At 34.2% G+C, this 24,122-nt stretch carries 28 protein-coding genes and 1 pseudogene; 5 read left to right on the top strand and 24 right to left on the bottom strand.

The window, feature by feature from the left end:
* Positions 1-695 precede the first annotated feature (695 nt).
* Entirely contained in the window at positions 696-1,070 is a 375-nt protein-coding gene (locus tag AN959_RS15755; protein WP_056832077.1) for a hypothetical protein, read from the top strand.
* 71 nt (positions 1,071-1,141) lie between these two features.
* Here AN959_RS15755 and AN959_RS21905 read toward each other — a convergent pair whose 3' ends face one another.
* From AN959_RS21905 to AN959_RS15745, 3 genes are all read right to left on the bottom strand, one after another.
* Positions 1,142-1,264, bottom strand: coding sequence for a hypothetical protein (locus AN959_RS21905; RefSeq protein ID WP_256363931.1), 123 nt, complete (start codon positions 1,262-1,264; stop codon positions 1,142-1,144).
* Positions 1,265-1,830: 566 nt separating this feature from the next.
* Positions 1,831-2,082, bottom strand: a complete 252-nt coding sequence (locus tag AN959_RS15750; RefSeq protein WP_056832075.1) for a hypothetical protein — start codon at positions 2,080-2,082, stop codon at positions 1,831-1,833.
* Between the two features lie 230 nt (positions 2,083-2,312).
* Entirely contained in the window at positions 2,313-4,460 is a 2,148-nt protein-coding gene (locus AN959_RS15745; RefSeq protein WP_056832125.1) for a transglycosylase domain-containing protein, read from the bottom strand.
* Between the two features lie 308 nt (positions 4,461-4,768).
* Here AN959_RS15745 and AN959_RS21410 point away from each other — a divergent pair, with 308 nt between their 5' ends.
* Positions 4,769-4,945 carry a hypothetical protein gene (locus AN959_RS21410; protein WP_172794388.1) on the top strand — a complete coding sequence of 59 codons (177 nt, stop codon included), beginning with the start codon at positions 4,769-4,771 and terminating at the stop codon, positions 4,943-4,945.
* 326 nt (positions 4,946-5,271) lie between these two features.
* On the opposite strand, the pseudogene AN959_RS22045 reads toward AN959_RS21410, so the two are convergent.
* The 13 genes and pseudogenes from AN959_RS22045 to AN959_RS15680 all read right to left on the bottom strand — a co-directional run.
* Positions 5,272-5,337, bottom strand: a pseudogene (locus AN959_RS22045) (hypothetical protein); the annotation flags it as partial.
* Positions 5,338-5,357: 20 nt separating this feature from the next.
* On the bottom strand, positions 5,358-5,633 hold the full coding sequence (locus AN959_RS15735; RefSeq protein WP_056832071.1) for an SMI1/KNR4 family protein: 276 nt from the start codon (positions 5,631-5,633) through the stop codon (positions 5,358-5,360).
* A gap of 301 nt (positions 5,634-5,934) precedes the next feature.
* On the bottom strand, positions 5,935-6,276 hold the full coding sequence (locus AN959_RS15730; protein WP_056832069.1) for a hypothetical protein: 342 nt from the start codon (positions 6,274-6,276) through the stop codon (positions 5,935-5,937).
* 473 nt (positions 6,277-6,749) lie between these two features.
* The gene (locus AN959_RS15725) at positions 6,750-8,672 is read right to left on the bottom strand and encodes a DUF4652 domain-containing protein (RefSeq protein ID WP_056832067.1); all 1,923 of its coding nucleotides are present in this window, start codon (positions 8,670-8,672) and stop codon (positions 6,750-6,752) included.
* A complete protein-coding gene (locus tag AN959_RS15720) occupies positions 8,665-9,189 on the bottom strand; it encodes a sigma-70 family RNA polymerase sigma factor (RefSeq protein ID WP_056832066.1) in 525 nt (174 codons plus the stop codon). Before AN959_RS15720 ends, AN959_RS15725 begins: the two co-directional genes overlap by 8 nt.
* 339 nt (positions 9,190-9,528) lie before the next feature.
* Positions 9,529-10,239, bottom strand: coding sequence for a hypothetical protein (locus AN959_RS15715; protein ID WP_056832064.1), 711 nt, complete (start codon positions 10,237-10,239; stop codon positions 9,529-9,531).
* Entirely contained in the window at positions 10,236-10,454 is a 219-nt protein-coding gene (locus tag AN959_RS15710; RefSeq protein WP_056832062.1) for a hypothetical protein, read from the bottom strand. The genes AN959_RS15715 and AN959_RS15710 overlap by 4 nt, the downstream gene beginning before the upstream one ends.
* 154 nt (positions 10,455-10,608) lie before the next feature.
* Positions 10,609-10,839 carry a hypothetical protein gene (locus AN959_RS15705; protein WP_056832060.1) on the bottom strand — a complete coding sequence of 77 codons (231 nt, stop codon included), beginning with the start codon at positions 10,837-10,839 and terminating at the stop codon, positions 10,609-10,611.
* 561 nt (positions 10,840-11,400) lie between these two features.
* Entirely contained in the window at positions 11,401-11,691 is a 291-nt protein-coding gene (locus AN959_RS15700; RefSeq protein ID WP_056832058.1) for a hypothetical protein, read from the bottom strand.
* A gap of 107 nt (positions 11,692-11,798) precedes the next feature.
* A complete protein-coding gene (locus tag AN959_RS15695; protein WP_056832057.1) occupies positions 11,799-12,092 on the bottom strand; it encodes a hypothetical protein in 294 nt (97 codons plus the stop codon).
* Positions 12,093-12,224: 132 nt separating this feature from the next.
* Complete coding sequence (locus AN959_RS15690) at positions 12,225-12,665, bottom strand: DUF4362 domain-containing protein (RefSeq protein ID WP_056832055.1); 441 nt, start codon at positions 12,663-12,665, stop codon at positions 12,225-12,227.
* Between the two features lie 149 nt (positions 12,666-12,814).
* Positions 12,815-13,324: a tunicamycin resistance protein gene (locus AN959_RS15685; RefSeq protein ID WP_371256566.1), complete on the bottom strand. Its 510-nt coding sequence runs from the start codon at positions 13,322-13,324 to the stop codon at positions 12,815-12,817.
* Between the two features lie 231 nt (positions 13,325-13,555).
* Positions 13,556-14,122 (bottom strand): hypothetical protein, encoded by a 567-nt coding sequence (locus tag AN959_RS15680; RefSeq protein WP_056832053.1) that lies wholly within the window; start codon positions 14,120-14,122, stop codon positions 13,556-13,558.
* Between the two features lie 1,087 nt (positions 14,123-15,209).
* On the opposite strand from AN959_RS15680, the gene AN959_RS15670 reads away from it, so the two are divergent.
* Both AN959_RS15670 and AN959_RS15665 read left to right on the top strand, forming a co-directional pair.
* Positions 15,210-16,223, top strand: a complete 1,014-nt coding sequence (locus AN959_RS15670) for an AraC family transcriptional regulator (RefSeq protein WP_056832048.1) — start codon at positions 15,210-15,212, stop codon at positions 16,221-16,223.
* A 36-nt stretch (positions 16,224-16,259) separates the two neighbouring features.
* On the top strand, positions 16,260-17,054 hold the full coding sequence (locus AN959_RS15665; protein ID WP_056832046.1) for an SDR family NAD(P)-dependent oxidoreductase: 795 nt from the start codon (positions 16,260-16,262) through the stop codon (positions 17,052-17,054).
* Between the two features lie 212 nt (positions 17,055-17,266).
* On the opposite strand, the gene AN959_RS21555 is transcribed toward AN959_RS15665, so the two are convergent.
* Positions 17,267-17,446, bottom strand: a complete 180-nt coding sequence (locus AN959_RS21555) for a hypothetical protein (RefSeq protein ID WP_056832043.1) — start codon at positions 17,444-17,446, stop codon at positions 17,267-17,269.
* A 451-nt stretch (positions 17,447-17,897) separates the two neighbouring features.
* On the opposite strand from AN959_RS21555, the gene AN959_RS15655 reads away from it, so the two are divergent.
* Positions 17,898-18,722, top strand: a complete 825-nt coding sequence (locus AN959_RS15655) for an MBL fold metallo-hydrolase (protein ID WP_056832041.1) — start codon at positions 17,898-17,900, stop codon at positions 18,720-18,722.
* Between the two features lie 509 nt (positions 18,723-19,231).
* On the opposite strand, the gene AN959_RS15650 is transcribed toward AN959_RS15655, so the two are convergent.
* From AN959_RS15650 to AN959_RS15620, 7 genes are all read right to left on the bottom strand, one after another.
* Complete coding sequence (locus tag AN959_RS15650; RefSeq protein ID WP_216598642.1) at positions 19,232-19,552, bottom strand: hypothetical protein; 321 nt, start codon at positions 19,550-19,552, stop codon at positions 19,232-19,234.
* A 164-nt stretch (positions 19,553-19,716) separates the two neighbouring features.
* Positions 19,717-20,175, bottom strand: a complete 459-nt coding sequence (locus AN959_RS15645) for a hypothetical protein (RefSeq protein ID WP_056832037.1) — start codon at positions 20,173-20,175, stop codon at positions 19,717-19,719.
* A 176-nt stretch (positions 20,176-20,351) separates the two neighbouring features.
* On the bottom strand, positions 20,352-20,657 hold the full coding sequence (locus tag AN959_RS15640) for an NIPSNAP family protein (RefSeq protein WP_056832035.1): 306 nt from the start codon (positions 20,655-20,657) through the stop codon (positions 20,352-20,354).
* A 200-nt stretch (positions 20,658-20,857) separates the two neighbouring features.
* Positions 20,858-21,220, bottom strand: coding sequence for a hypothetical protein (locus AN959_RS15635; protein ID WP_056832034.1), 363 nt, complete (start codon positions 21,218-21,220; stop codon positions 20,858-20,860).
* Positions 21,221-21,370: 150 nt separating this feature from the next.
* The gene (locus tag AN959_RS15630) at positions 21,371-21,826 is read right to left on the bottom strand and encodes a hypothetical protein (RefSeq protein WP_056832032.1); all 456 of its coding nucleotides are present in this window, start codon (positions 21,824-21,826) and stop codon (positions 21,371-21,373) included.
* Between the two features lie 151 nt (positions 21,827-21,977).
* A complete protein-coding gene (gene plsY / locus AN959_RS15625) occupies positions 21,978-22,556 on the bottom strand; it encodes a glycerol-3-phosphate 1-O-acyltransferase PlsY (RefSeq protein ID WP_056832031.1) in 579 nt (192 codons plus the stop codon).
* A 549-nt stretch (positions 22,557-23,105) separates the two neighbouring features.
* A complete protein-coding gene (locus AN959_RS15620; RefSeq protein ID WP_253278925.1) occupies positions 23,106-23,978 on the bottom strand; it encodes a HupE/UreJ family protein in 873 nt (290 codons plus the stop codon).
* Positions 23,979-24,122: the final 144 nt, after the last annotated feature.

Genomic DNA, 24,122 nt, shown 5'->3' with positions numbered 1-24,122 from the left:
ATTTCTTAAAATTTATTTAAAAAAAGAGTAGCTAAAGATACTCTTTTTTTCACTATTCCATCTAAAACTGATTATCAACTTTAGGTCCAATACAATGCATTATTTACGACTGGGAGTCGCCAAAAAAGCAATTTTAACATAAGTATCCCAAAAAAATCACCTCTCAGTTAAACTAGAGAGATGATTTTAAAATTTCTTTATAAATATCAGTAACCGACTATAATGTAAAGCTACCAACTATAATGTAACTGGACAACAATTGTCCAGTTACATTATAGTTGGTAACTCCAAAATTCAATAGCGGCAACGAAATACCTATGTCTTAAAAGATTTTAATTTACATTATAGTTGGTAACCCATCCGAACTTACTTTTAGGTTTTTACATTATAGTTAGTAACCAAATGTTATGGTTTTAACTTTAAAATTCGAAGTAATTTTATTGATTATTTCGGGAATCGAATATTAAACTAACGCACCCGTTAGTTTAAGTACATTTGTTCACAAGCATAGCTTTATACAGGAAGGCTGCCCCGTTTTTGCACAATGGGGACTTTCATCCCCCTCAGTTATGAAACTATTATTTATCGCTATATAGTAGTTATCTAATAGACTAATGGATTGGTTGTTTTGCACAGACAGATATTTCCGAAATACATACTATACAAGTGAATAACTTATGAAAGGAGTGAAAAAAATGTCTAAACGAAAAAAATCTGACGATAAGCGAAAAAAATGTGACGGTAACCAATGTTGCTGCGTTGAAGAAATGGCAGATAGACTGGAGGATTTTGAAGGTTTTTTTGTCCACGTATATGAAGGCGTTAATGAGGTTTTGGTACAAGGAGTAATCGATGAAGTAATAGATGGAAAAATCCTTCATTTGTCGACTGTTTTGGGAATTGATGTTGCTAAGCAAACCTTTCTCCCTGGTGGTGGTGCTATCACGATTCAATACCAGGACCTGTATATTAGCATCTGCGAGATTTCAGAATTTGCCCCTATATTTGAGGTTGTTACAGCTACAACTGAACAAATCGACGCAGCAAGAAATACTAATGCAACACCATAGGGATGGTTCAATCTCTAGAAAAAGCACTCTTTTGGGTGCTTTTTTAGGTGTTTAAAACCTGCCCCGTTTGTTCAATAAGAAATTTTTATGGCTAATAATTTCCCTTCTTTAACTATAACTGCTTTTGCTGAATTTCTAATTCCCATTTTAAATACTTTAACTAAAGCTTTTTGAGCTAAATTTCTTATTTTCATATAAAACACTCTCCTGTTACCAACATAATCTATACATTGTTTTTTATCACTAGTTTCCATTGCTTAGGATTACTTTTGATAAAATTAGTATTAGACAAGTGTTCATGATTCTCCTTCTTCATCTAACCTGCTGCGTTAGTTCAATAAGAAAAAATATACCCTTATAGGCAGCTACTTGTTCAACTAAAGCACCCGTAGTTCAATAAGAACCTCTAAATAAAGTATAAAGAAATTATTTATCTTTATCTTTTCGCTGACTATCCTTTACTGTTTTTGCCATAGCAAAAAAAACAATTATTATAGATATTGTAAAGAATGCAATGAGAGAAGACATATACTATCATTCCTTTCATTCCTAACTATCCTTTAAAGTATTTTACCATATAGGAAAAATTGCTTCTTCAACTAACCTGCTGCTTTAGTTCAATAAGAAAAAAGGCTTTACTCCTTCTTGAAGTAAAGCACCCGTTAGTTGAAGAAGAAATGTAATTCTTACCTACGTAATTCCTTTGACCATTCAATAAACCAACTAAGAGGTAACTCTAATTCTGACTGGTCTATATTCCTTAATTCTTTTTCACTCCAAAACAAATCCCATTGACATCGATATCCCTTGCGATGCCATTAGCTAGTGAATCATAATCATTCAATTCTTCACCTTCATCATCTTCAAATGCCATCGTTAAATTATCGCACCACATAGCAAAATCATATTGTGAAAATCCGTTTTCTTTCCGACAGACAGTATCTAACAATGTCCTTAAGTTTTCGGATGTATATGGAAGTTTGATGCTAGTATCATTCCAATTCCAATCCATATATGAATCTCTCTCCCTTTAGACCTGATTTTCTTTGTACTATATCTAACCTGCTTAGTTAGATTAATAAGGAAAAAGGCTTTACTCTTTCTTGAAGTAAAGCACCCTTTACTTTAAGAACAATACTTCACAATCTTTTTTACACCTCAATAAATCCAACTCCTTAAATGTGTTGTCCATGCAAAAAGACGCCTTCTTATTAAAGAAAAGCGCCCGATTGTTGAACTTTGCTATTCTTGTTTTTCCTTTTCTTCCTCTTTCTTTTTCTTCTCTTCTTCTTTCTTTTCCTTCTCTTCTTCCTTTTCCATTTTCTTCTCTTCTTTTTCTTTCTTCTTCTCTTCTTCTTTCTCTTTCTTCTCCTTATCTTTATCTTTATCTTTATCTTTCTTTTCTTTTTTCTCTTCTTCCTGTTTTTCTTTCTGTTCTAAATCTCTTTCCTTCTGTTTTTCCTTTTTTTTCAGCTGGTCTTTAAGCTGTTTTTCCAGCGCCAATAAATCAAATTCTTTTTGGGAAAATTCCGTTATAGACTCCGAGAGAATTTCATTGAAAATTTTTGTGACCGTAGAGCCGCTGTATCCCGATAAATAATGATTTTCATCCGTTTGATCATAGCCCATCCAAACTGCCCCAACAATTTGAGGCGTATATCCGACAAACCAATGATCCTTCGCTCCTCCTGCATTCGCAAATGGGAGTTGTGTTGTACCCGTTTTACCGGCGATTTCCCAGCCTTCCACTTGAGCATTCATCCCTGAGCCTTCTTCAACAACACCTTTAAGCATATAGGTGATTTTCTGGGCGACTAAAGGATCCGTGACATTTGTGGCGTTACTATGCCATTCTGCCATGACCTCGCCATTGACATCTTCAATTTTTTGAATAGCGTGTGCTTCTGCCATCACCCCATTATTAGGGAAAGTGGAAAACGCCTGCGCCATCAATAAAGGCGATACGCCTTCATTCAAACCACCAAGTGCTAAACCTAGATTAGAATCCTCTTCCGTTAATGGAATACCGAATCGCTCGACTGCATTAATCCCGTATTTCAATCCCATCCTTTGCAACAACCATACCGCCGGGACGTTATAGGAATTTACCAAAGCTTCATACATCGTCACTTCTCCACGGAATTGATTGTCAACGTTCATTGGTTGATATCCAGCTATATTAATAGGCGAGTCTGGTAAGATATCAAAGATGTCATATCCCTGTTCTAAGGCTGGGGTATATACTGCCAGCGGTTTAATGGTAGACGCAGGTTGCCGTTTTAGTTGAGTCGCACGATTAAATCCTCTAAAAGTGTGTTCCCCTCTTCCTCCAACAAGGGCGTTGATTCCGCCGCTTGAGGGGTTGATGAAGATGGCGCCACTTTGAATTAGCTGGTCAGATTGCCCTTCAGGAAACATCTCGTCATCCCTATACACCTGTTCCACTGCATTTTGTATTGTAGGATTTAATTCTGTATAAATATGAAGTCCACCTGAAAGAACCTCATTTTCTGTAAGTTCATAGTTCTTTATGGCTTCCTCAATAATATGGTCTACATAATAAGGGTATTTCCCTTTATAATCATCTATCTTTTTGCCCTCTAAAACTATTGGCTGTTCTTTTGCCGCTTCCACATCATCTTGACTAATGTAACCTTCCTTTTCCATTAAGGATAAAACCAGATTTCTCTGTTCGACTGATTTGTCCATATCTTTGAATGGAGACAAATTGGAAGGCGATTTAATCAACCCTGCGAGCATCGCCGACTCACCTATCGTTAATTCGCTTACATCCTTGCCAAAATACGTTTGGGAAGCACGCTGAATGCCCCAAGCTCCTTCTCCAAAGTAAATCTGATTTAAGTACCGTTCCATAATTTCATCTTTGGAGTAGGTTCGTTCAATTTTTTTCGTCAAGATAAGCTCTTTAAACTTTCTCGTATATGTACGCTCTTGTGTTAGAAAAACATTTTTTGCCAACTGCTGCGTGATTGTGCTTCCGCCCGCCACAATTTCTCCGCTTGTTAGGTTTTTCGTCAATGCTTTAACAATTCCGATAACATTAATGCCATTATGCTTGTAAAACTTCTGGTCTTCTGTAGCAATTACGGCTTGAATAACCTGGTCAGGAATCTGTTCTATGCTAACTCCTTCTATTTTGGAACCTGAAATCTTACTAGCTACATCTCCATTTTGATCATAAATAATCGTTGGCTGTGGAGCCGGATCGTCTAATTTACTGACATCACTTTTCAAAATTAATATATTAAAGATCAGTAGGCAGCTTAAAACGAATATTGTACCTGCTGCTAAAATCTTTACTATCATTTTTTTATCTTTAAACTTACTCCATATCTGCCCGGTTAATTTCCGTTGCTCTCTTCTTTCCATTCTTCTCACGTTTTATTCCACCTTCTAGTCTGACGACGTTTCATATTCAGCTGTTGCATAAAGGTAATTGTTCGATATGGAGTATATATAGTCAATAGGGAATTTGTAATCTACTACTTTGTGCCTTCTTATGTAAACCATTGCCTAGAGAATATTTTAGAAATGATCCTAAGATTGAAAAGGAGCGCTAATTCCTCTGGAATCGCGCCCTATTCCTGAATAAGCTACTGCATAGGTCCTCGGACTGTACATAATCTTCTTCATATGACCAATGAGATATAAATTAATTTGACTGGAGGTAATAAATAATGGAAGCGACGGCTATAATCCCTATTTTACTTATGATTATTATTTATCTAGCTGTTATTGGTTTTACAATTAGGTTTGCAATTAGCCTTATTAAAGCTCAAAAAGAACGAAATGTTGTACTTGAAGAGATTTCAAGCAAACTCGATGGTATAAAGATTAGTAAAAAGGAAGAGTGATACTCTTTCTTTTTTTACTACGCAGTCAAATAAGCAATACCATTGTTCAAGATGATAACTAAAAAAGACACAATTCCTTGTACTAGAATTGCGCCCTTTAATGGAATAACTATAATAGTTCTTAACTCTACTTAATTCTTATTGAACTAACGCCCCCGTTAGTTTAATAAGCCACTTTTTTTCATTTCTTCTAAAAAGTCAGGGTCAACCCATACTTCTTCTACCTCGTAACCATCCAAATCTTCCGAATCATCAGGTTTAATCATATTTAGAAAATCCACGAAATTATTAGCAATGGGAATAAGATATTTAAAATCTATATCTTCATTTAGTAATTCAATATCATGGTCCCAAAAGAACAAAGACCCATTATGACGAGATAAACAGACAATGTTACCACCCTCTGTTCTTGCTATTGGTATAAAACCTTTCGGTAATCTATCCTTATAAACTTATAAGTTGCCTTTAAATCATTAATTCTCTCTATTCCTATTCCAAAAAAATCTGAAATTGCAATAGATTGCATTTCGTCATCTTGAAGTTCAATAATATTGTTTTCTGGGTAGCCACCATTGTATTTTATTAAAAACTCAACATATTCTTTTGGTAATTTATATTTAATTAGTTGTTCAAAATCAAATAATCTTTTCTGATTTAGTTTTTTATTACTAGGTTTTATTTGTATCAATTATAGTCCTCCAATTTACTAGATAATTTACATGTTAATCGATTCCTTATTAAACTAAACTGCTTCTTTAGTTCAATAAGAAAAAAGGCTTTACTCTTTCTTGAAGTAAAGCACCCGTTAGTTTAAGAAGAAAGCCTGCATCTTATGATATTCCTAATATATCGCTATCGATTCGTAGTTGAAGAAGATTAAAATTTTTCTTTCTTGATGAGGACGTTTAGTATATAAAGAAAAAATAATAATTATAGATTTTGAAAGAATATAAAAACACATAATTAGAAAAAGGGGTGTATCCCCCTTTTTAACATTTCCCTCTAATAACAGCGCCTGCGTGGAGTTGTAAGTCAGGATTAGATCCATTTAATTCATAAACCCAATCTTGACACATAAATTGCGAAGTTGCTCTAGTAGGTGATGGAACAAATTTTTTGTCGTGTATTGTGTTGGCTAATGTAAGAGCATGACAGCAATAATCTCTATCTAAATCTGGCCAATCAGGCCAACGTTCCAATAATGGTTTTTTGTCTTTCTTACCTTCAAATAAGTCATCAAGCAAATCTAAAATTTCAGCCATTTTTTCTTCGCAAATAATATAATTACCGTCTTTATCACGGTAAATGCCTTTTTTATTATTATTCTCCAAACGAAAGACCCCCTTTTTTATTTTAACTTCGATAGTATCTTTATCTTAGGGGGGAGAAAATATACGAACTACTATTATAATTTTCCAAACTATATTTCTGGCTTTTGTAACAGGTACTAAAGAGCTTATATATAGGATTTTGAAAGATGGACATTTGAGTCTCCTTGTCTTGGAGTAGTTATCTTCGGAGGGGAAATCTGAATTTTATAACTGGGCTAATTGTGCTAACCTGCTTCGTTAGTTCAATAAGAAAAGCTACCTTACAAGCTAAAACGTATTCCAAGCAACTGTTTTGACTTCAACTATTTCTACCGTTAAATTGGAGATATATTCTTTCGAACATTATTAAGCAATAAAAAACTAATTAATATCATATTCTTATTCCACTTAGCAAAAGCCGCATCCTTCATAAGCGATTTATATCACAAGTCTTCAAATACCATTTATTCAACTAGCAGATATTTAAAAACTTTTTATTCTGCAATAATAATTTCCTCGGATATTCGGAGGTATTCTTTGTTAGCTAATAATTTCCAATCCTTCACTTTGTCTTTATCTAATAAAAGATATTGTAGCTTATCCAGCTTTTCTAATGGTTTAATGGTCGTTATATTGGTTCCTCTGATATCTAAATACGTTAACTTATTTAAATTTTCTAAAGGTGTCAGATTCGACACTTTTGTTTCTGCGATAATTATTCGATCTAAGTTTTTCATTTCGCGAACAAAAGTGAGCGAATCTAGCTGTGTGTCTTGTAAAGATAGAAATGTTAAATTTTCAAGTTGGATAATAATGGTAAAATCAATAATGGGATTATTGTCTAAAGAGAGACTCTCTAAATCAGTTAGCCCTTCTAGAGCTTCTATAGAAGTAATTTGATTGTTACTTAACTCTAGATACTTGAGTTTATCTAAATCCTTCAAGGAAGTGATATCCGTTATACTGTTGTTAGCTAAAAACAGATTTTCTGTCTTCTTTAGGATTTCTGCCCCTTGTAGATTTTCTAATGCTTTTCCTGACAAATCTATCGTTTCTAAATGAGCTAGATCCTCCCAAAAGCTAACTCCCTTGTTTTTATCCTTAGCTGGAATAGGAAGTGTTCCTTCCTCTACATGGCTTTCACTCTGATCCATAACATCTGTATCATACACATGTTTCTCGTAAGTGAATGTACCATCTGGGTTGACTTTAACAGACATAATTTCTTCTTTTAGTGATAGGTCTGTAATAACGGGAGTCACGATATTTTCTTTAATATTTAACTCATATAACTTCCCACCGACTGTTACCATCCCATGTGCATACCCTATGATGACGAACATTCTGTCTTCATCAATCCACTCTACTTTCTTAGGAGTATATTGACGTTCCTCATTGTCTTTCAATTTAAAAATGGTAGATTGGTCTGTTTCCAAGTTTTCTATAACTAGTATTCCTTCTCCTTCTTCCCCTGCCTGTTCTCCTTTTCCTTCAATTGTCGCTTGCTGGTTGCCGCTTGGTGAAGGCTGCCAGGGAGAATGAAAAGTAGGATTAAAATTGTTTTCAATTTTCACATCAAAATGAGCAGGAGTTATTATCTCTTCTTCCATAAAAGTAAAGGTAGCTAAGTCCGTGCTAATTACCGTTTCATATTCACCGCTTTCCTTGTCCAGAGAAGCACCTTCCCATTTCACCTCACCAAAACCAGGGGCAAAATATCTTCTAGTCCGATAATCATCTTTTATCTTTTCGAAGATCAATACATTTGTAAAATCGCCGTAAGTAGTAGTAACCCGTCCTGATGTACTCAACACAGTCCCATCTCCGTATTCATCTCCTACTTCCAAAGGAGCTTCTAAAAAAAGCTCTCCCTTGGGTAGCTTGTTCAGCTCATTACTTGACCAGTGCAATCGATCTGATACATTATCCAACATCTCCTCATAAACAATTTCGATTTTATTCCCGTTCAAGCGATAAATACGTTCAACACTTCCACCATCATTACTAATCACTTGCTGCACATAATGGTCACCTAACCAAAACGTTTGGGTAGTGCTGCCGCCATTCTCGAAGCCACCTAAAAATACTGCCTCCGTGCCATGTGGAGGAAGATATTGTTTTATTTCATCATAAAAATCCCCCTTTTCAATGATGATTTCAGCACTATCATCTTCTTTCGGGACGATTAATCCTGGTTCTGTAAGTTGACTATTTTTATTTGTCGATTCAGAAGGTAATAAATATGCGCTGAACGCAAGTAATCCTATAAATGCAACGAATATTCCATAGTACGCCCATTTTTCCTTATTTTCGTTAGGCTTTTTTGATTTTTTTAAGTTCACCTGCTGTTGAATCCGATGCACACGTTCTGATGTATCACCCATTTTTGATAGCAGCTGTTGTTTAATTTCATTCATGGATAAGCACCTCCCATTCATTCTCTTTCAATTGAACCTTTAATAGTGATCGTGCTTTTCTGAGCCTTGTCTTGACGGTATTGTCTGGGATTGAAAGTAGTTGAGAAATCTCTAAAACGGATAATTCTTCAAAATAATAATAGATAATTACTTCACGATACTTTAATGGTAGCTGTAACACTGCTTCTGCAAGTTCTAACTTTTCATTCTCTTCTATAATTCGGTCTCTGCCCTTCTTGACAGGATTAAAAAAGTTATTCGTTAACACTTGCTTACGATATCGCCAGCTTTTTAAGTAGTCTTTACATTTATTAATCGTTATTTTTGCTAAATAAGTTTTCAAGGAGGAGCGTGCTTCGAACTGCTCAAATTTCTGATAAAAGGTTAAAAACACATCCTGTACAATATCTTCAGCAGCCGACCAATCCTTTATATACAAATAGGCAAGCTTTAACAAATAATCGGTATATTCTTTCATAACATGTTGAAATTGTTGCTCTGCCAAAAAACGATTCATCTCACACTCCCCTAACCTTTCCTATAACTAATAGACGATACTCCTCTTCATCACGTTTTCAAATGTTAAAAAACAATTTTCATGACAGCTACGCAACTAATTTGATGGATAATGGAGCCCCTATTGAGATCATACAAAGCCTTTTGGGACATGAGAAAAGTGAAACCACCAAGATCGGAAGGTTAAGAAAAGAGTATTATCAGAAGTACTTTTAAAGTTAAAGGTGCAACGCCTTAAAAGACGTTGCTCTACTTTACTAAAGCACCCGTTAGTTGAATAAGAGAAATTAGTTTTGCTAGCAAGTGTAACGTTAATGAAATCCCAACTGTAAATAACTAACTATCGAATTGAGCCTGAAAATTCTATCTGCTTCCTATCTAATTTTTTTACCCATTCACTATCATTCCAAATATTTGGGTTGTCAATCGTTAGATTTTCTCCACGCACCCAGAAATCATAACTATCCTTTCCACCACTATACCAGTCAACAATGACTAACCTACCGTTTACATTACGTACAAGAAATTCATTAACTTCACCACGACTACCAACAGTCTTATTAATTTCCACAGGTAATTTTAAATAGAGAAAATCTCCATCCACATTAACCGTATACTCCACTACCCAATCGCCTACCTCAATATTTTGCACCTCGTCATTAGAATCAGTAGATGCTGAATACAAATCATGCTGGTATTGAATTTTCTTTTGCGTATACTGTTTAAGGTTTTTGTTATCGATAAATGTATCCAATTCAATATCCGAGCCATTCCAGACAGCTTTATAATAGTTAGTCATTGCTCTCACACACATTTCATAAGCCATATCTGAATCCTGAACAGATAGTTCCCCCTCATTCTTAGCCACATATTCGGGGGAATCTTGTAATACATTCTGTTCCGTGCTGTGCGTAATTTCTGTGTTATTAGCAACGTTGCTATCTTCCGAGACTACAGGCGTATTTTTTTCGTTATTACCATTTGTTTTATCTGGACTACACCCAACTAATACAAGTCCAATTGTGATAAAAAACATAATAAATCTTGTCATAACATCAGCTCCTTTCCTATTTTTTTGCTTATACCAGCTTTCCCCTCAAGATAATTTAAGTAAATCATTGTTACAGGAAAACCCAACAAAGCAAACGCTGAACCCATACCACCAACAGTTTCATAATATTTCAATAATCCTACTACAATAAGAATGAGTCCTAATGTACCAATGGACATATTTAAATATAAAATACCTTTATTGTTTTCCTCCAATTTCTCCCCTCCAAGTTGTAACTCTCTCTAATTCTCTCAACTGTAAATTTATCCTTTTTGAACTAAACTGCTGCGTTAGTTCAATAAGAAAAAATGCTTTACTCCTTCTTGAAGTAAAGCACCTCGTTAGTTTAAGTACATTTGAAACCGACAGTTATCCAAAATAATTATGAAACCACCAAACAACAAGGAACATACCCCCTATTCCCCAAGCTGTGGTACTCATTATCCACCAAATTATGGATTTAGCTGTTGTTGAACTTTCCTCGCCTTCCTTATTTGCTTTTATAAAAGCGAGCTTACTTTCCATACTTTTTTTCATAGAAACGAGAACAACAAATCCGAATAGCATGAAACCAGTAGTTATCCAGAGTAATAAGTCCACCTTCTATACCCCCTTTTTTTATGAATTACTTTCCTTTAAATCTTCTTTATTGAACTAAACTGCCCCTTTAGTTCATAAAGACAAAAGGCTTTACTCCTTCTTGAAGTAAAGCACCCGTTAGTGGAAGAAGGGGCATCATCCATTTTAAATAACTTTAAGCCACTTTGTTATTACTTCTCTAAGTTTTTCTTCTTTTGCTTTAACGTCATTTTTATCAGTNNNCATCAGTGCTTAAAATGATATTTCGAACCTCTTCTATTTCTTTTTTAAGTGGATGTTCAAGGTTGTTCATAAATTCTGCTACCTGTTCAGGACCAGACAACTTCTTACTCTCAGTTGATTTTTTATTTGTTGTCATTATACTTAGTCACCTCTTAATTTCTTTAAGATGATTTTATTAAACTAACCTGCTTCTTTAGTTGAAGAAGAGTCTCCAATGCAACTCGCTTTGTCATCACAAGCCTAACGGATGGTTAAAAATGTTTTACTTTTTCAGAATATCTAACAAGCAGTATCCAAGCACTATTCCTGCTGCTGTCGTGAATGGAGTAGAACTGATTATTATTCTAAAAAAATCAGCAAATATACGATAAAAAAAGTTGGTGCGCCAATTGCTAACAATTTCACCCAATCGAATGTCCATTTTTTCTGTTGCTGAATGTCTTTGACCAATACAGGTAGCTTGAATAACATCCCAATAATGACTGGAAAAACGAGACTGTATATAAAAAATAATTTGTTATCAAACGTTTCTTGGGCAATGGATTTTAAACTCATATAATAGTGACTGCCTAAATAACAGATGAAACCAATAAATAGAACCCAAACAAAATAATACATAAAACGTTTCATCTAAATACCTCCTTACATCTGTTACCTTTTATACGGGTCAGCAAATTTAAAGTTCCAATTTTCAAAATATATATTAATTATTCAACTTAACTGCTGCGTTAGTTGAATTAACATAATTCAGCTTCAATCATTTCAATTTCACTATCACTATTAACACTATCTATTCCACGCTGACAGTCTCCTTCAATTTGCCACTCGATATAGTACTTATTGTTCTTCAGTTCAACAGAAAGTATTTCAGTTTCTTCATTATGGACATAGTGGTTATCCAATACCATTTGCTTTGCTTCATCTTCTAAAATAACAGATTGGATATTTGTCACAGCATTATCTGTACAGCCTATGAGAAAAGATGACATAAGTAATATAAAAGCCAATCTAATTTGGAACAATTTAAACATCCCCTTTATCAGGATTTGGCGTTTGATATTGATGATTGTTTCAAATCTTTATTAAACTAAACTGCTCGTTAGTTTAAGTGAATTTATTCACATTTACATTAAAATATCTATTAATGAAAAAATATTTCCCTACTATTTCCAAGTGACTAAAACGGTATAATCTATAGTATCTTCGCAACCTTCAAGAATGTAATCAGTTTTTTCAGTAGTTTCGACCACCTCAATTGTGGTACAAGTAGTACTAATAATACTTCCTTGACCAAATTTATCTCTTCGTGTGTCTGTTGTTGATTTTATAACTTCACCATCATATTCAAGATCATGAAGCATTGGGTCACCTTTTTCTGTATATTTAACAACTCGTATACTATCCTTTTTCGCGTTTTCAACATTATTCAGAAACTCCTGAAATCTCTCTTTATTTTCAATTTCGCCATGCATATCTATAACATCTTCAGATGCAGGTGTGTAATTTGGAATATTATTTTGTTCCAGATTTTTAATTGTTGAATTCTCTGTGTTTTGACAACCAGCGATTAAGAATGAAGCTAATATAATATTTATCTTTTTCATCGCTGTACTTCACCCCTTTTGTAATTAAACGTTTTTTCTCTTATGGGTGTTACAAGTCTTATCCAACTAACCTGCTGCGTTAGTTCAATAAGAAAAAAGGGTACCCCTTCTTGAACTAAAGCACCCGTTAGTTAAAGAGAGTAACCTATTTAATTTATAAATCGTATTTGTTTTATTTGTACTTTAATTCTGTCTAATTTTTTCTTGAATTTATTTCTCTTGTCATCGAGTAAATGAATGTCTAACATAGATGCAATTGTTTCCACTACACTTTCGACTGTCAATTTATCAGTTTCTATTCGATGTTTAAATATATCATTTGATAACCCTTGCATACATCTATCTATTTGTTTTTCACCCCATGAATTTTTTCTCTCACCCCTACTTCGCAGCCTCTTTTGTAATGTTTCTTTAGAAGCCCAAAGTACAAAATGATTGACTCTCACTCCATCATCTCTTAATTTCCCTACAATTTCCTCAAAATACTGTGGATTTACTAAGGTCATAGGAACAATTATAATCCCGTCATATTCACTATCTATGTATTTTAAAGTAGTGTAATTTAACTCTCGCCAGATACTATAATCTTGGAAATCACCTTTACTAATTTCTTTGGGAATATTCCTGTTAATAAAAAAACCTATGTTGATCATAGACAAGGGAATTGGGAATCCTTCGTTCTAATTCGTAAGAAGTCTAAGTTTTCCCAGAACCAAATGCTCCATTTAACCAAATTATCATTATAATCACCCCTTTTCATATAAAATGAGTTCTTCTTATAAGACGTAAATTCCTTCTTCAACTAAACTGCTGCGTTAGTTCAATAAGAAAAAAGACTTTACTCCTTCTTGAAGTAAAGCACCCGTTAGTTGAATAACTTCTTAATTTCATTAATCCTCTTTAATTGGTTTAATTGTAGAATAAATTAACTTTCCAGTTTCAGAATATCCATTAATGTTTATAGGCATTACTACTTCTCCATCTAATTTTAAATAGAAAAAACGAGTTTGACCTGAAATAATTAATAAAGCACTTTCAAAAAAGTTTTTCTGTGTTTCTATTTCTATTTTCTTAATTTCAGGATTAATAATCTGCCCAAAATAATATGATGGTTTTCCCTCTCCTGCAAGTGACACACCCCAAGTAAATTCGTCTTCTTGTATAGGTGGATGGTGAGTTGAAGCTAATGTACCTTCAACTTCATTATCATCTTTTAACACCCAAAATCCTAACCAATTTTGCTCTAATCGACCAAGCATAATTGAATGAGTATTTCTAAAAATAGTTAACCATTCCCGATCTATTTTTCTCACTAAATAGACTTCCTCTGTTGTTGGAGACCAGTTTTCTGTAATTTTAAATACACCATCTTTAGTGGGGAGTTGTTTGTGATTATATATTAGAAACACAGTTAAAAGTATTGTTGTTATTGCTATACCAATAAATAACTTTCTCATTACTTCCCCCCTCTGTTCTTAAAGTATTCCGCTACGTTAGTTCAAAAATAAGTGCCGTCCCAGACTTGAAGTAAAGCACCCCTTTTGTTCAATAATTTACATATATTAACTTATTCAACATAATCGTAAATAAACCTTCTTATTCAACTAACCTGCCCCGTTAGATTAAGTGAAATGTTTCACAATATTTTCTATACTTCCCAATCACTTAAAGAATACAGTTATCAATAAACTCATTGCAAAGAAGATATATGCTATCTGAATGGTTGTATACATTGTAAATTCAAAGGCTGAAAGTTTCCTTTGTTTTTTGGTTTTTACCAATTGCCGAAGATAGAAAGAAGAACTAATAATAAGTATTACTATGGAAATTGTACGTAGGGCTTCTGCGTAAATAATCAAGGCTTATCAACTCCTTATTTTTTCATTAACCTTCCGCTTTACTTTCATACGTTCGCCACACATAGAAGTTCCAATTATAAATTAATTTCCCATTTAAATTTAAAACATTTCATTTGCTGCCATTAAACTAAACTGCTGCTTCAGTTCAAAAAGAAAAAAGGCTTTACCCCTTCTTGAAGTAAAGCACCCGTTAGTTGAAGAAGAAAAGATTGATATCCATTAACCGCTGTTATTCTTATCGTCCACATTATTTCTTTTAGGTTGAACAAGCCAAATTACTAATAGAAAAAACAGTCCAAAGCAAACTCTATATAATGTATTTATTACTCTACTATTTTCATCAAATAAATCTATTGATAAAATAAAACTTAAACAATATCCAATAATAAAGATAACGAAATAGTGAAATATTATTTCTACACCCCTATTCTTTTTGGCATGTCTTCAGTTGAAGTCACATTGATTTGCATATACAACTTCTCCACCCTCTTGGTTAGAAACTCCTAATTAAGGTACCTGTGAAACTCATTAATTATTTGACGTCTATTGCTAGTGTATTGTCGTTTTATGCTAGTTACAGAACCGGATTATATAAGTAAAATAAAATAACTATCCCGTTAACAATCTTAATTGCGTTCATTTTCTAAAAAATGTTAATGTGATGATAGATAAAGAGGTGTAATATATGACTTCACATAATCGTATTAGAATACCGGATGGATTTTGGGCAGGACTGTATCAACTTGGAATTACGGCTCAAGATGTGGTTAGGAAAGCAAAAATGCCACTTACCGTAATCACTGAATCTGTTGTTACTACTGAGCAATATATCGCAATATGGCAAGCATATTCCGATATTATCGGCGACATGGAAGATGCGATAATTAAGCTCCCGACAACATTTGAAACAGCTCAATATCCACCGTCTGTACTGGCAGCTTACCATGCTCGTGACTACCGCGATGCTCTAAAGAGAATGGCTCGTTACAAAGAAATGTGTCCTCCTGAAAACATTCGAATTGTGGAGGAAGGCGAAAGCTGTACAATCGAAGTGGAATGGCTGGATACTGGTCTACCTGGTCCACCTTTGCTTGTTGGAACTACACTTGCATTTTTACTGGAGCTAGGGCGACGGGGTACTGGTTTGCCTATACAAGCGAGCTTAGTAGAATTTAACCATACAATGAATCAAGTACAAGGATTAGAAGATTACTTTGGCTGTCCAATCCAGTTTGGTGCAAAATGTAACAGATTGACATTGCATAGAGGAGATTTGGATCGCCCATTTGCTTCTTACAATGCTGAATTATTGGATATATTAACTCCAGTACTTCACCAAACGTTGGAAGAGCAGCGAGGCAGTCACTCTATAACGGAGATAGTTAAGTGGATATTGAAACGCAGTTTAACTGGAGAACGACTAGAAATACAAGATGTTGCAAGTGAATTGGGAATGAGCGAACGCACCCTACAGCGCCGGCTAACTGACGAACAAACAACTTTCAAACAGCTTATGAGAGAAGCTCGCCATGAACTGGCAAAAGAGTACTTGGCAAATCCTAACTTAGATATTAAAGAAGTGGCTTTTCTTGTAGGTTATAAAGATCAGAGTTCGTTCTATCGAGCCTTTCGCTGTTGGGAAGGTAATACCCCTTTGAATTGGCGTACAGAATATGTAAGTATAAATTCAATAAATTGAAATCGTCTCAAAAGAAAAGTAAAGGAGAAGTATATGATGGAAATGGGATTAAACAATAAAACAGCATTGATTACAGGATCCTCAAAAGGAATAGGTAAAGCAATTGCCATTGAACTGGCCAAAGAAGGAGTTAACGTTCTTATTAATGGACGTAATTACGAAGAGGTAGAACGAACTGTAAAGGAAATTAAATCAGCTTTCCCAGCCACTTCTCCTCAAAATGCTACAGCTGATATTGTTGATGTTCAACAAAGAGAATCATTATTAAAAAAATTCTCCAATGTTGATATTCTAGTTAACAACATGGGAATATATGAAATTATGCAATATGAAGATGTTACCGATGAAATATGGGAAAAATACTTTCGTACGAACGTATTAGCTGCAAATGGACTATCCAAATATTATTTAACTAAAATGTTGGAAAATAATGATGGGCGCATTATCTTTATTGCAAGTGAAGAAGCAGTAATGCCTTCTGGACAGATGCCTCAGTATTGTCTGACCAAATCCATGCTTTTATCATTGTCAAAAAGCCTATCTAAATTAACAAAAGGAAGCCAAGTTACAATCAATACCATTATGCCTGGGCCGACGCTATCTGAAAATGTACAACAAATAATTGAGGGTATTTACAATAATGATGACATGCCTTTTTCAGAAAAAGAAAGACAATTTATGATTAATAATCTACCTCAATCTGAAATACAGCGATTTATTAAACCACTTGAAATAGGGAGATTAGCTACATTCTTATGTAGTCCATATGCATCTGCATTTAAGGGATCTCCTATCCGCATGGATGGAGGGATGGTTCCAACCATCTATTAATTCTACGGAAGGTAGAATTATCCTTCTTCAACTAAACTGCTGCGTTAGTTTAAGTGTAACATTTCACATTGTACATAAAAATAGACCATCGAAATGATGGTCTTGTTCTGCTAAAGCACCCGTTAGTTGAATAAGATGTTTATTCATATTAGGAAAATTCCTATATATATTAAGCCGGCACCTATCAACATAAAAAGAAATTTCACTACCCATCAAGGTGCAATTCCCAACAAAAAAGAAATTATTAGACCAATAATGGTGGCAATTATAGAATCTGAAGTAGCAGTGGAAGATGTATACTTCCCAAATCTTTTATGTTTCTCTTTATTGTGAAAAAAACTGCTTACCAAAGCAATTATTCCTATTAGGACAACTATAATTTTTATAATCATGAAATGCCTCTTTCTTATTACTTATAATATACTATATTTTGTAACGTCTGAAGTTACTTACCTCTACCTCAATTAACCCGCCCCACTAGTTTAAGTGTAACATTTCACAATAGATCCGAATCTACTTAATGTTTTTGCGACATAAAAATAGACCATCGAAATGATGGTCTTGTTTACTAAAGCACCCGTTAGTTGAAAAAGCACCTTCTCTTCTATTGTAAATAATGTTCGAACTGCGAAATATAAATAACTGTTATAAACACAATTAATATTCCGAATTTTCTTAATGTATAGTTTGGATTATGATATACTTTTCCTTAGTAAACAAGGAGGTACAAGTCCAATGGTAAAAAAATAATAAGAGAAATCTTAAATTATTTTAATAACTTTAGAATAAACATGTAGATTTTCTCTTTCATAGAATGAATATATAGAAAAGAGGAAAAATAACATGTTAAATAAATTAAGTGATACTATTTATTATTTATCTAATCAAGATGATAGAGAACGACCAACATTAGGACTGGTATGTGGTGACCGATATAGTCTAATAATACATGCTAAGGACTTTTTGCTAGAAATCGAGAAGCTAAATGTACCACAAGTTAAATATGTTGTTATTACCCATGCACATTGGGATCATTTCCTAGGAATGAATGAATTTGATGCAACTGTAATAGTTAATAGTCAAACAAACGAAATGATAAAAGAATGGCAAAGTTTATCCTATGACGATAGTTCACTACAAAAATATGTGACCACTGATCAGATGAGTGCTATGTGTGTAAAGATTATACAAACTGAAATGCCAAACAGGGACTGTTTTAAGTTGAAATCTCCAGATGTACTCTTTGAAAATACATTAACTATTGATTTAGGTAATAAAGTTTGCATTCTCGAATGTATCAAAAGTACTCATACAGATGACTCTACAATCATTTATATTCCTGATGAAAAAGTTGTTTTTTTAGGTGATTGTGCATATGGTACAACTACAAATTCTTTATTTCATTACAAGCAATCATTGTTATTGCCTATGATTAAAGAAATTCAAAAATATGATGCAGAAATGTTCCTACTAGGTCATGAATCTATCTGTGATTCAAATGAAATGGATATATATTGGGAAGAGTTAACAACAGCAAGTCAAGTTGTAAAGTCCTCACTAGAAAATGCGATAGCGTCCTTTAAGGAAGAAAATAAAAGGGACCCTAATGATAATGAATTATTTTTCATAAAAGCATTTGTTAATGACCATATTATTCAGTCACAATAATTCTATAGAATACATTAATCAAATATAAACAGCAGCCATCTCATTAAAAATTGAAATGAGGTGGCTTTTTATTAGTCTATAATGTAGGAGCGTTTCTCAGTCCAAATGCTTCGTTTTAATGTTCAAATGCGATATAAAAACTCACCCTTCTCTTGTTCACTCTGCGTTAGTTGAAGAAGAAAAAAGAGTTGCCTAAGCAACCCATGTTCTTTTACTAAAGCACCCGTTAGTTCAATAAGAATTAATAACTTCACCAAATGCTTGAAATCAAGCGAATTACCATTCTTGGTATAAACATTATAATGTTCCAGACCACTTCAAATATTATAGAACCACCAATTTTACCTAAAATTCCTTTAAAAAATCCATCCTGCTTTTCTTTTTTTTCTTTGCCATCCTACATCTCCGAATCCCTTAATTTATACCCTCTGTAACTAAACTGCTTCTTTAGTTCAATAAGAAAAAAGGCTTTACTCCTTCTTGAAGTAAAGCACCCGTTAGTTGAATAATCAATTCTTAATTTCAATCGATACACAAGTAATTTGACAGTCCATCATAGGTATTACCAATGAACACTTATAAAGTAGAATGCCATTGACTTCAATATCCTCTATTTCTATTTCTTGAAAATAGAAGGCTAACTCTTCTGGTCTTTGTGGGATACTCCCATTCATACCTTCAAGCCAAGTATTAAAGGTGGCTGAAAAACAATCCCTAAATAAAATTGTGCATTCCGATTCATTCGGACCAAAATAACTCATTCGAACTATATGAGTTGTATGGTCATACGACAAGTCCTTTATTTCTGCATCGATATAGTCTGTATTCAATTTCCTCAAAACTTCCTGACTACTCTGTCTCAAGAAAAACACCCCCAATTATTGAATCCTACTTTCTTCAACTAAACTGCTTCTTTAGTTCAATAAGTAAAAAGGCTTTACTCCTTCTTGAAGTAAAGCACCCGTTAGTTGAATAAGAAACAACTTTAAATGAGTCATTTAAGCATTGTTTTTAAAGCTTCCACAATATCTTTTTCTAAGTTATTTTTTGATAAATCATATAGTGTCCCTGAACCTTCGGAGTAACCACTAAAGTAGTACCATAATTCAATTGTATCTGCATATATATCATCATCAAATTTTGGACCGTCGTAATCTATTGCTATTTGAGACCGATACTCTTTTTCTAGACAACGTTCCGAACTCAGGTCTTCTTCTTCATCTCCATCAATGTCCCTGCACACCCAAATTCTTAGGTTTTGTTTTCCTTGGCTTTCAAATGTATTTCCATATTTTCTTTGTAGAACCTTACTCCATTCTTCTCCTAATCTTTCTAGTTCAACTATGTTTCTTTTTAACTTTTCGTTTATCTTACTTTCTGGAACAAAAACATACTTGTCGTCAATTTCTTCTAGCATATCTTTCTTAAAAAACTTTCTGAATTTATCAAGCAAGTTTTTCCCTCCTAACTAGATAAACAGTTATTCAAGTTTTCGCTTTCATTATTGAACTAACCTGCTACGTTATTTCAATAAGACAAAACTCCCCTTACAGGCAGCCATTTGTTTTACTAAAGCACCCGTTAGCTTAACAAGGTATGATTAAATTATTTTTCAGCTTTAACGTATATTCACTTAAATATAGGACGCATAAAACTTCTCTCATAACTTAAAATACATTTAGTATCTTCTGCAAATTTAAATGCTGCTTGACATTCTTCATCCAATGCCATTTTCACTCGGTATTCTTCGTATGATGTTAAACTTGGGAAAGTGAATAAGGCATAAGCAATATTATTAGCACCCTCATGTGGAAGAAAATAGCCATGATGTGTGCCACCTAATTTATTTACAAGCGGAATCCACATCTTACCGTATTCTTCAAATTCATTTACTTTATAAGGGTCAATGACGTACTTCAAATAGCATGTTACCATTTTATTCCTCCTAAAATATTTTTCTCATCATAACATATACTTCAACTATTCTGCTGCTTTAGTTGAACAAGAAAAAAGAGCCGTCTATGCAGCTCATTGATCTTTGACTAACGCACCCGTTAGTTGAATAAGAATATTTTTCAAGTTTAGATAATTCCAAGCACCATTGTTTAACCATACTCGCTTGGTTCAATAAATACCTATTGGGCACACTTTTGGACTTGTATATCTTTGCACCATATTTCTATGTTCATAGGCGACATGCTTATTTTACAAATATAAAGTTCGATTCCGTCAAATATAACACTTCCTACATCAACATTATGGAGAAAGTACGGAATTTGTAAGCGGGTTAATTCTTTCACTGGAACATCTTTTTCATGCCCTATGTCGTGTTCAAATTCTGTTTTGTAGCAACCATTGAACTTATAGACAACATTAACGAAAGAATCCTCGTATTCTATTGTAACTTCATCAGCAAAATAGTTACATTCCAAAGATACTACTCGAGCATCCCAATAATGAAGGGAATCAATTTTTTCTTGTATATTCTGGGCACTCATCAATAAAACCTCGCTTTTTATATTTGAAATGTTTGCAAGCCCCGTTTTTTACAAAAGAAGTTCTTACCTCTTCTTATACTAACCTGCTTCGTTAGTTCAATAAGAAAAAATGCTTTACTCCTTCTTGAAGTAAAGCACCCGTTAGTTCAATCACTGCTGTAAGTGTTTGTCTAACGCAAAGGAAGCACGCCTTCGCACATACTCCTGTTCATCATTTAGGAAATTACTTAATAACATTCTAATTAATAATTTTTCTTCACTGATTTCTCCGAGACCATAAGCAACTTGCCATTTTGCATCTGCATCACTATATGTTGTTGCAAACTTAGCTAATGATAAAAGTTGATTAGGTAAATCTATAAGTTGTTCTATGATATTCTCGACTTCGTTATCTCTTGCTAGTATATAAAGAAAGTCTTTAATAAGTTCATCGTTCCATCGCTCAACTGAGAGTCCTTTGAGTAAATCTGCTGTGTGTTGATAAAGCTTGTCCCAGTTTGGGTATTCCGTTTCCCATTCTCCAGAAGATTTATCTGCTTTGCTAGACCAAATTTTAAAGTCAGCAACTCCATTTTTAAAGGATAAGACAAGTTCTTCTTCTATCATCTCATAAATACCTCATTTTTCATTATATTTTACACCGCAAGAACTCTAACACTTATTCAACTAAACTGCGGCGTTAGTTCAATAAGAAAAAGCTACCCTTACAGGCAGCCACTTCTTTAATTAAAGCACCCGTTAGCTTAACAAGTAAAAACTAATTTCCAACTATTTTGTTCTCTGTTCCATTTACGATTCTCTTTATATTTTGTCGATGTAGAATGATTATTGATACGCTTATTAGTAGAGAAAGTACTGTGATAACTTTATCTTCAAATATAAGACTGTAAATGGATAATGCTGTACTAGCCAACATTGAACTTAGTGATACATACTTAGTAAATAGCAAAGTTAACACAAACACAACAAAACCAACAAAAACACCTAAAGGAGTCAAAAACAAGAAAACTCCAGTTGCTGTCGCAACAGCCTTTCCACCTTTAAAACTAGCAAAAACAGAAAATATGTGCCCTAATATGGCTAATAAACCACATACAATAGGGTTAACTGTAGAACCAAGTATTAGGGGAAGTAAACAAGCAAATGTACCTTTTAATATATCAGCAATTGCAACAATTACTCCTACTTTTATGCCTAAAACTCTATAAGCATTAGTTGCACCGAGATTACCACTACCGTAATCACGAATATCTTTCTTATAAAACATTTTACCGATTACTAAAGCAAATGAGATTGAGCCAATTAAATAACTTAGAATCAAAGTTAAAATGTTCAAAGTATTATCTCCTTACATAGTTTGTTAAGTAAGTATTTCTATTTATTGCACATGATTTCCTGCAATCCTTCTTACATTAACATGACCCTTTAATCGAACAAGTTGCTATTCCTTATCCAAGAAAAGCACTCGTTAGTTTAAGTACAATATTTCACAAACTCTATATTTGATATTTTGTAGCATACATAATATTTATAACTTTTCATTTCTTAATTCATAGTGAAAAGCTATTCAAATTATTGTCCTGTTTAATATCAAGACCAACTTTTTGAAACCATTAAAGAGTTCATTCGTATATGTAATAACAAAAAAATCAGAATATTAAACATAGGGGATATTGTGGTTCATGCCGATCTGCATCTCTTGTACAGTAATCCTCCGACACATACTGTGAACCCCGATCAGATATGATCTCTTCACGAGGCGACTAGGCTCTTACCTCGACCGGACTATACCAGCTAGTTGTGCCTGACTTGGTTAGACACGCAATAATAAAAAAGAGCTAGCAAAAATACCGCTAACTCTCGTATTGATCAATAAATGGCCTAATTACAATCTTTGAATCAACCAATAAAATGCCAGCACAAAAATAAGACAAGACGTTGAGTTCATCATTTTACGATACCATGGGAACCTTCGCAGCCATAGCAAGAAGGGAAGTAATAGGCAAAGGAACATGAGCTGGCCCGCTTCCACACCTAAATTAAACGTCAGGAGTGAGCCAATCAGATTGCTCTTTGGAAGTCCCGTTTCAGCCAAAGCCCCGGCGAAGCCCATGCCGTAAATCAGGCCAAATATGGCCGTCAATAGCCACCGCCATTTCGCCTTTTGAACAAACATATTTTCCACTGCCACATAACAGATCGTTAGGGCAATCAAGGCTTCGACCCAATGCGAACTGACCTGAATACGGTCGGTGGCCACCAAGAATAGTGTTATGCTGTGGCCGATTGTAAAAGCAGTAACAATTTTCAACGCATCCTTGAAGCGAGATGCGATTAATACTAAGGATAACAAAAACAGCAAATGATCGTACCCGGTCAAAATGTGTTCGATTCCAAGTACAAAGTATTTCCATAGGAGGGATCCAATTTCAGGCTGGGGAAGGTCCTGGGAAAGGTTAATCAGAATATCTCTATTAGCGCTATCAATCATATCCTGCTGAAAATATTCCCCTGCATGGACCATGAGTACACTCGTATGAGCAGGCGCATCGTCAAACACCAGATCGTAATGAAGATTAAATTGTTCGATTTCTTCATCAGCGATAAACGTCAGTTGAATTTTCATGCCTCTTATGGCACCCTTTTGCGCCATGTTCATCGAAACCAATTCCATCGTTAAGGGCTTCGAATCCGCATCTATGCGAAGACCTTTCTGTAGATAGGATTCAATTTTTTGCGAGGCCAGTTCATCGTTCACCAGATTATCCAAGTCAGTACCGAATTGTGGAAACAAGTCTGTTTGTTCAATAAAAAGATCATAGAGAATCTCGTTCCCTTCAATGTTTAAATCCTAGTAATTCATATCTATGGAATGCGCAAGTGAAGTTGTGGCAGTACCAAA

The sequence above is a fragment of the Psychrobacillus sp. FJAT-21963 genome (assembly GCF_001420585.1).
Taxonomy (GTDB): Bacteria; Bacillota; Bacilli; order Bacillales_A; family Planococcaceae; genus Psychrobacillus.
This window is presented reverse-complemented; position numbering and strand designations above follow the sequence as displayed.

Coding starts and splice junctions, on each gene's coding strand:
- AN959_RS15720 (WP_056832066.1), bottom strand. CDS start 9,189: ATGAATCGTTTTTTGGCAGAGCAACAATTTCAACATGTTATGAAAGAA.
- AN959_RS15725 (WP_056832067.1), bottom strand. CDS start 8,672: ATGAATGAAATTAAACAACAGCTGCTATCAAAAATGGGTGATACATCA.
- AN959_RS15715 (WP_056832064.1), bottom strand. CDS start 10,239: ATGACAAGATTTATTATGTTTTTTATCACAATTGGACTTGTATTAGTT.
- AN959_RS15665 (WP_056832046.1), top strand. CDS start 16,260: ATGGAAATGGGATTAAACAATAAAACAGCATTGATTACAGGATCCTCA.
- AN959_RS15690 (WP_056832055.1), bottom strand. CDS start 12,665: ATGAAAAAGATAAATATTATATTAGCTTCATTCTTAATCGCTGGTTGT.
- AN959_RS15750 (WP_056832075.1), bottom strand. CDS start 2,082: ATGGATTGGAATTGGAATGATACTAGCATCAAACTTCCATATACATCC.
- AN959_RS15745 (WP_056832125.1), bottom strand. CDS start 4,460: ATGGAAAGAAGAGAGCAACGGAAATTAACCGGGCAGATATGGAGTAAG.
- AN959_RS21555 (WP_056832043.1), bottom strand. CDS start 17,446: ATGATTATAAAAATTATAGTTGTCCTAATAGGAATAATTGCTTTGGTA.
- AN959_RS21905 (WP_256363931.1), bottom strand. CDS start 1,264: ATGAAAATAAGAAATTTAGCTCAAAAAGCTTTAGTTAAAGTATTTAAA.
- AN959_RS15700 (WP_056832058.1), bottom strand. CDS start 11,691: ATGAAACGTTTTATGTATTATTTTGTTTGGGTTCTATTTATTGGTTTC.
- AN959_RS15635 (WP_056832034.1), bottom strand. CDS start 21,220: ATGAGTGCCCAGAATATACAAGAAAAAATTGATTCCCTTCATTATTGG.
- AN959_RS15640 (WP_056832035.1), bottom strand. CDS start 20,657: ATGGTAACATGCTATTTGAAGTACGTCATTGACCCTTATAAAGTAAAT.
- AN959_RS15695 (WP_056832057.1), bottom strand. CDS start 12,092: ATGTTTAAATTGTTCCAAATTAGATTGGCTTTTATATTACTTATGTCA.
- AN959_RS21410 (WP_172794388.1), top strand. CDS start 4,769: ATGGAAGCGACGGCTATAATCCCTATTTTACTTATGATTATTATTTAT.
- AN959_RS15655 (WP_056832041.1), top strand. CDS start 17,898: ATGTTAAATAAATTAAGTGATACTATTTATTATTTATCTAATCAAGAT.
- AN959_RS15680 (WP_056832053.1), bottom strand. CDS start 14,122: ATGAGAAAGTTATTTATTGGTATAGCAATAACAACAATACTTTTAACT.
- AN959_RS15755 (WP_056832077.1), top strand. CDS start 696: ATGTCTAAACGAAAAAAATCTGACGATAAGCGAAAAAAATGTGACGGT.
- AN959_RS15630 (WP_056832032.1), bottom strand. CDS start 21,826: ATGATAGAAGAAGAACTTGTCTTATCCTTTAAAAATGGAGTTGCTGAC.
- AN959_RS15670 (WP_056832048.1), top strand. CDS start 15,210: ATGACTTCACATAATCGTATTAGAATACCGGATGGATTTTGGGCAGGA.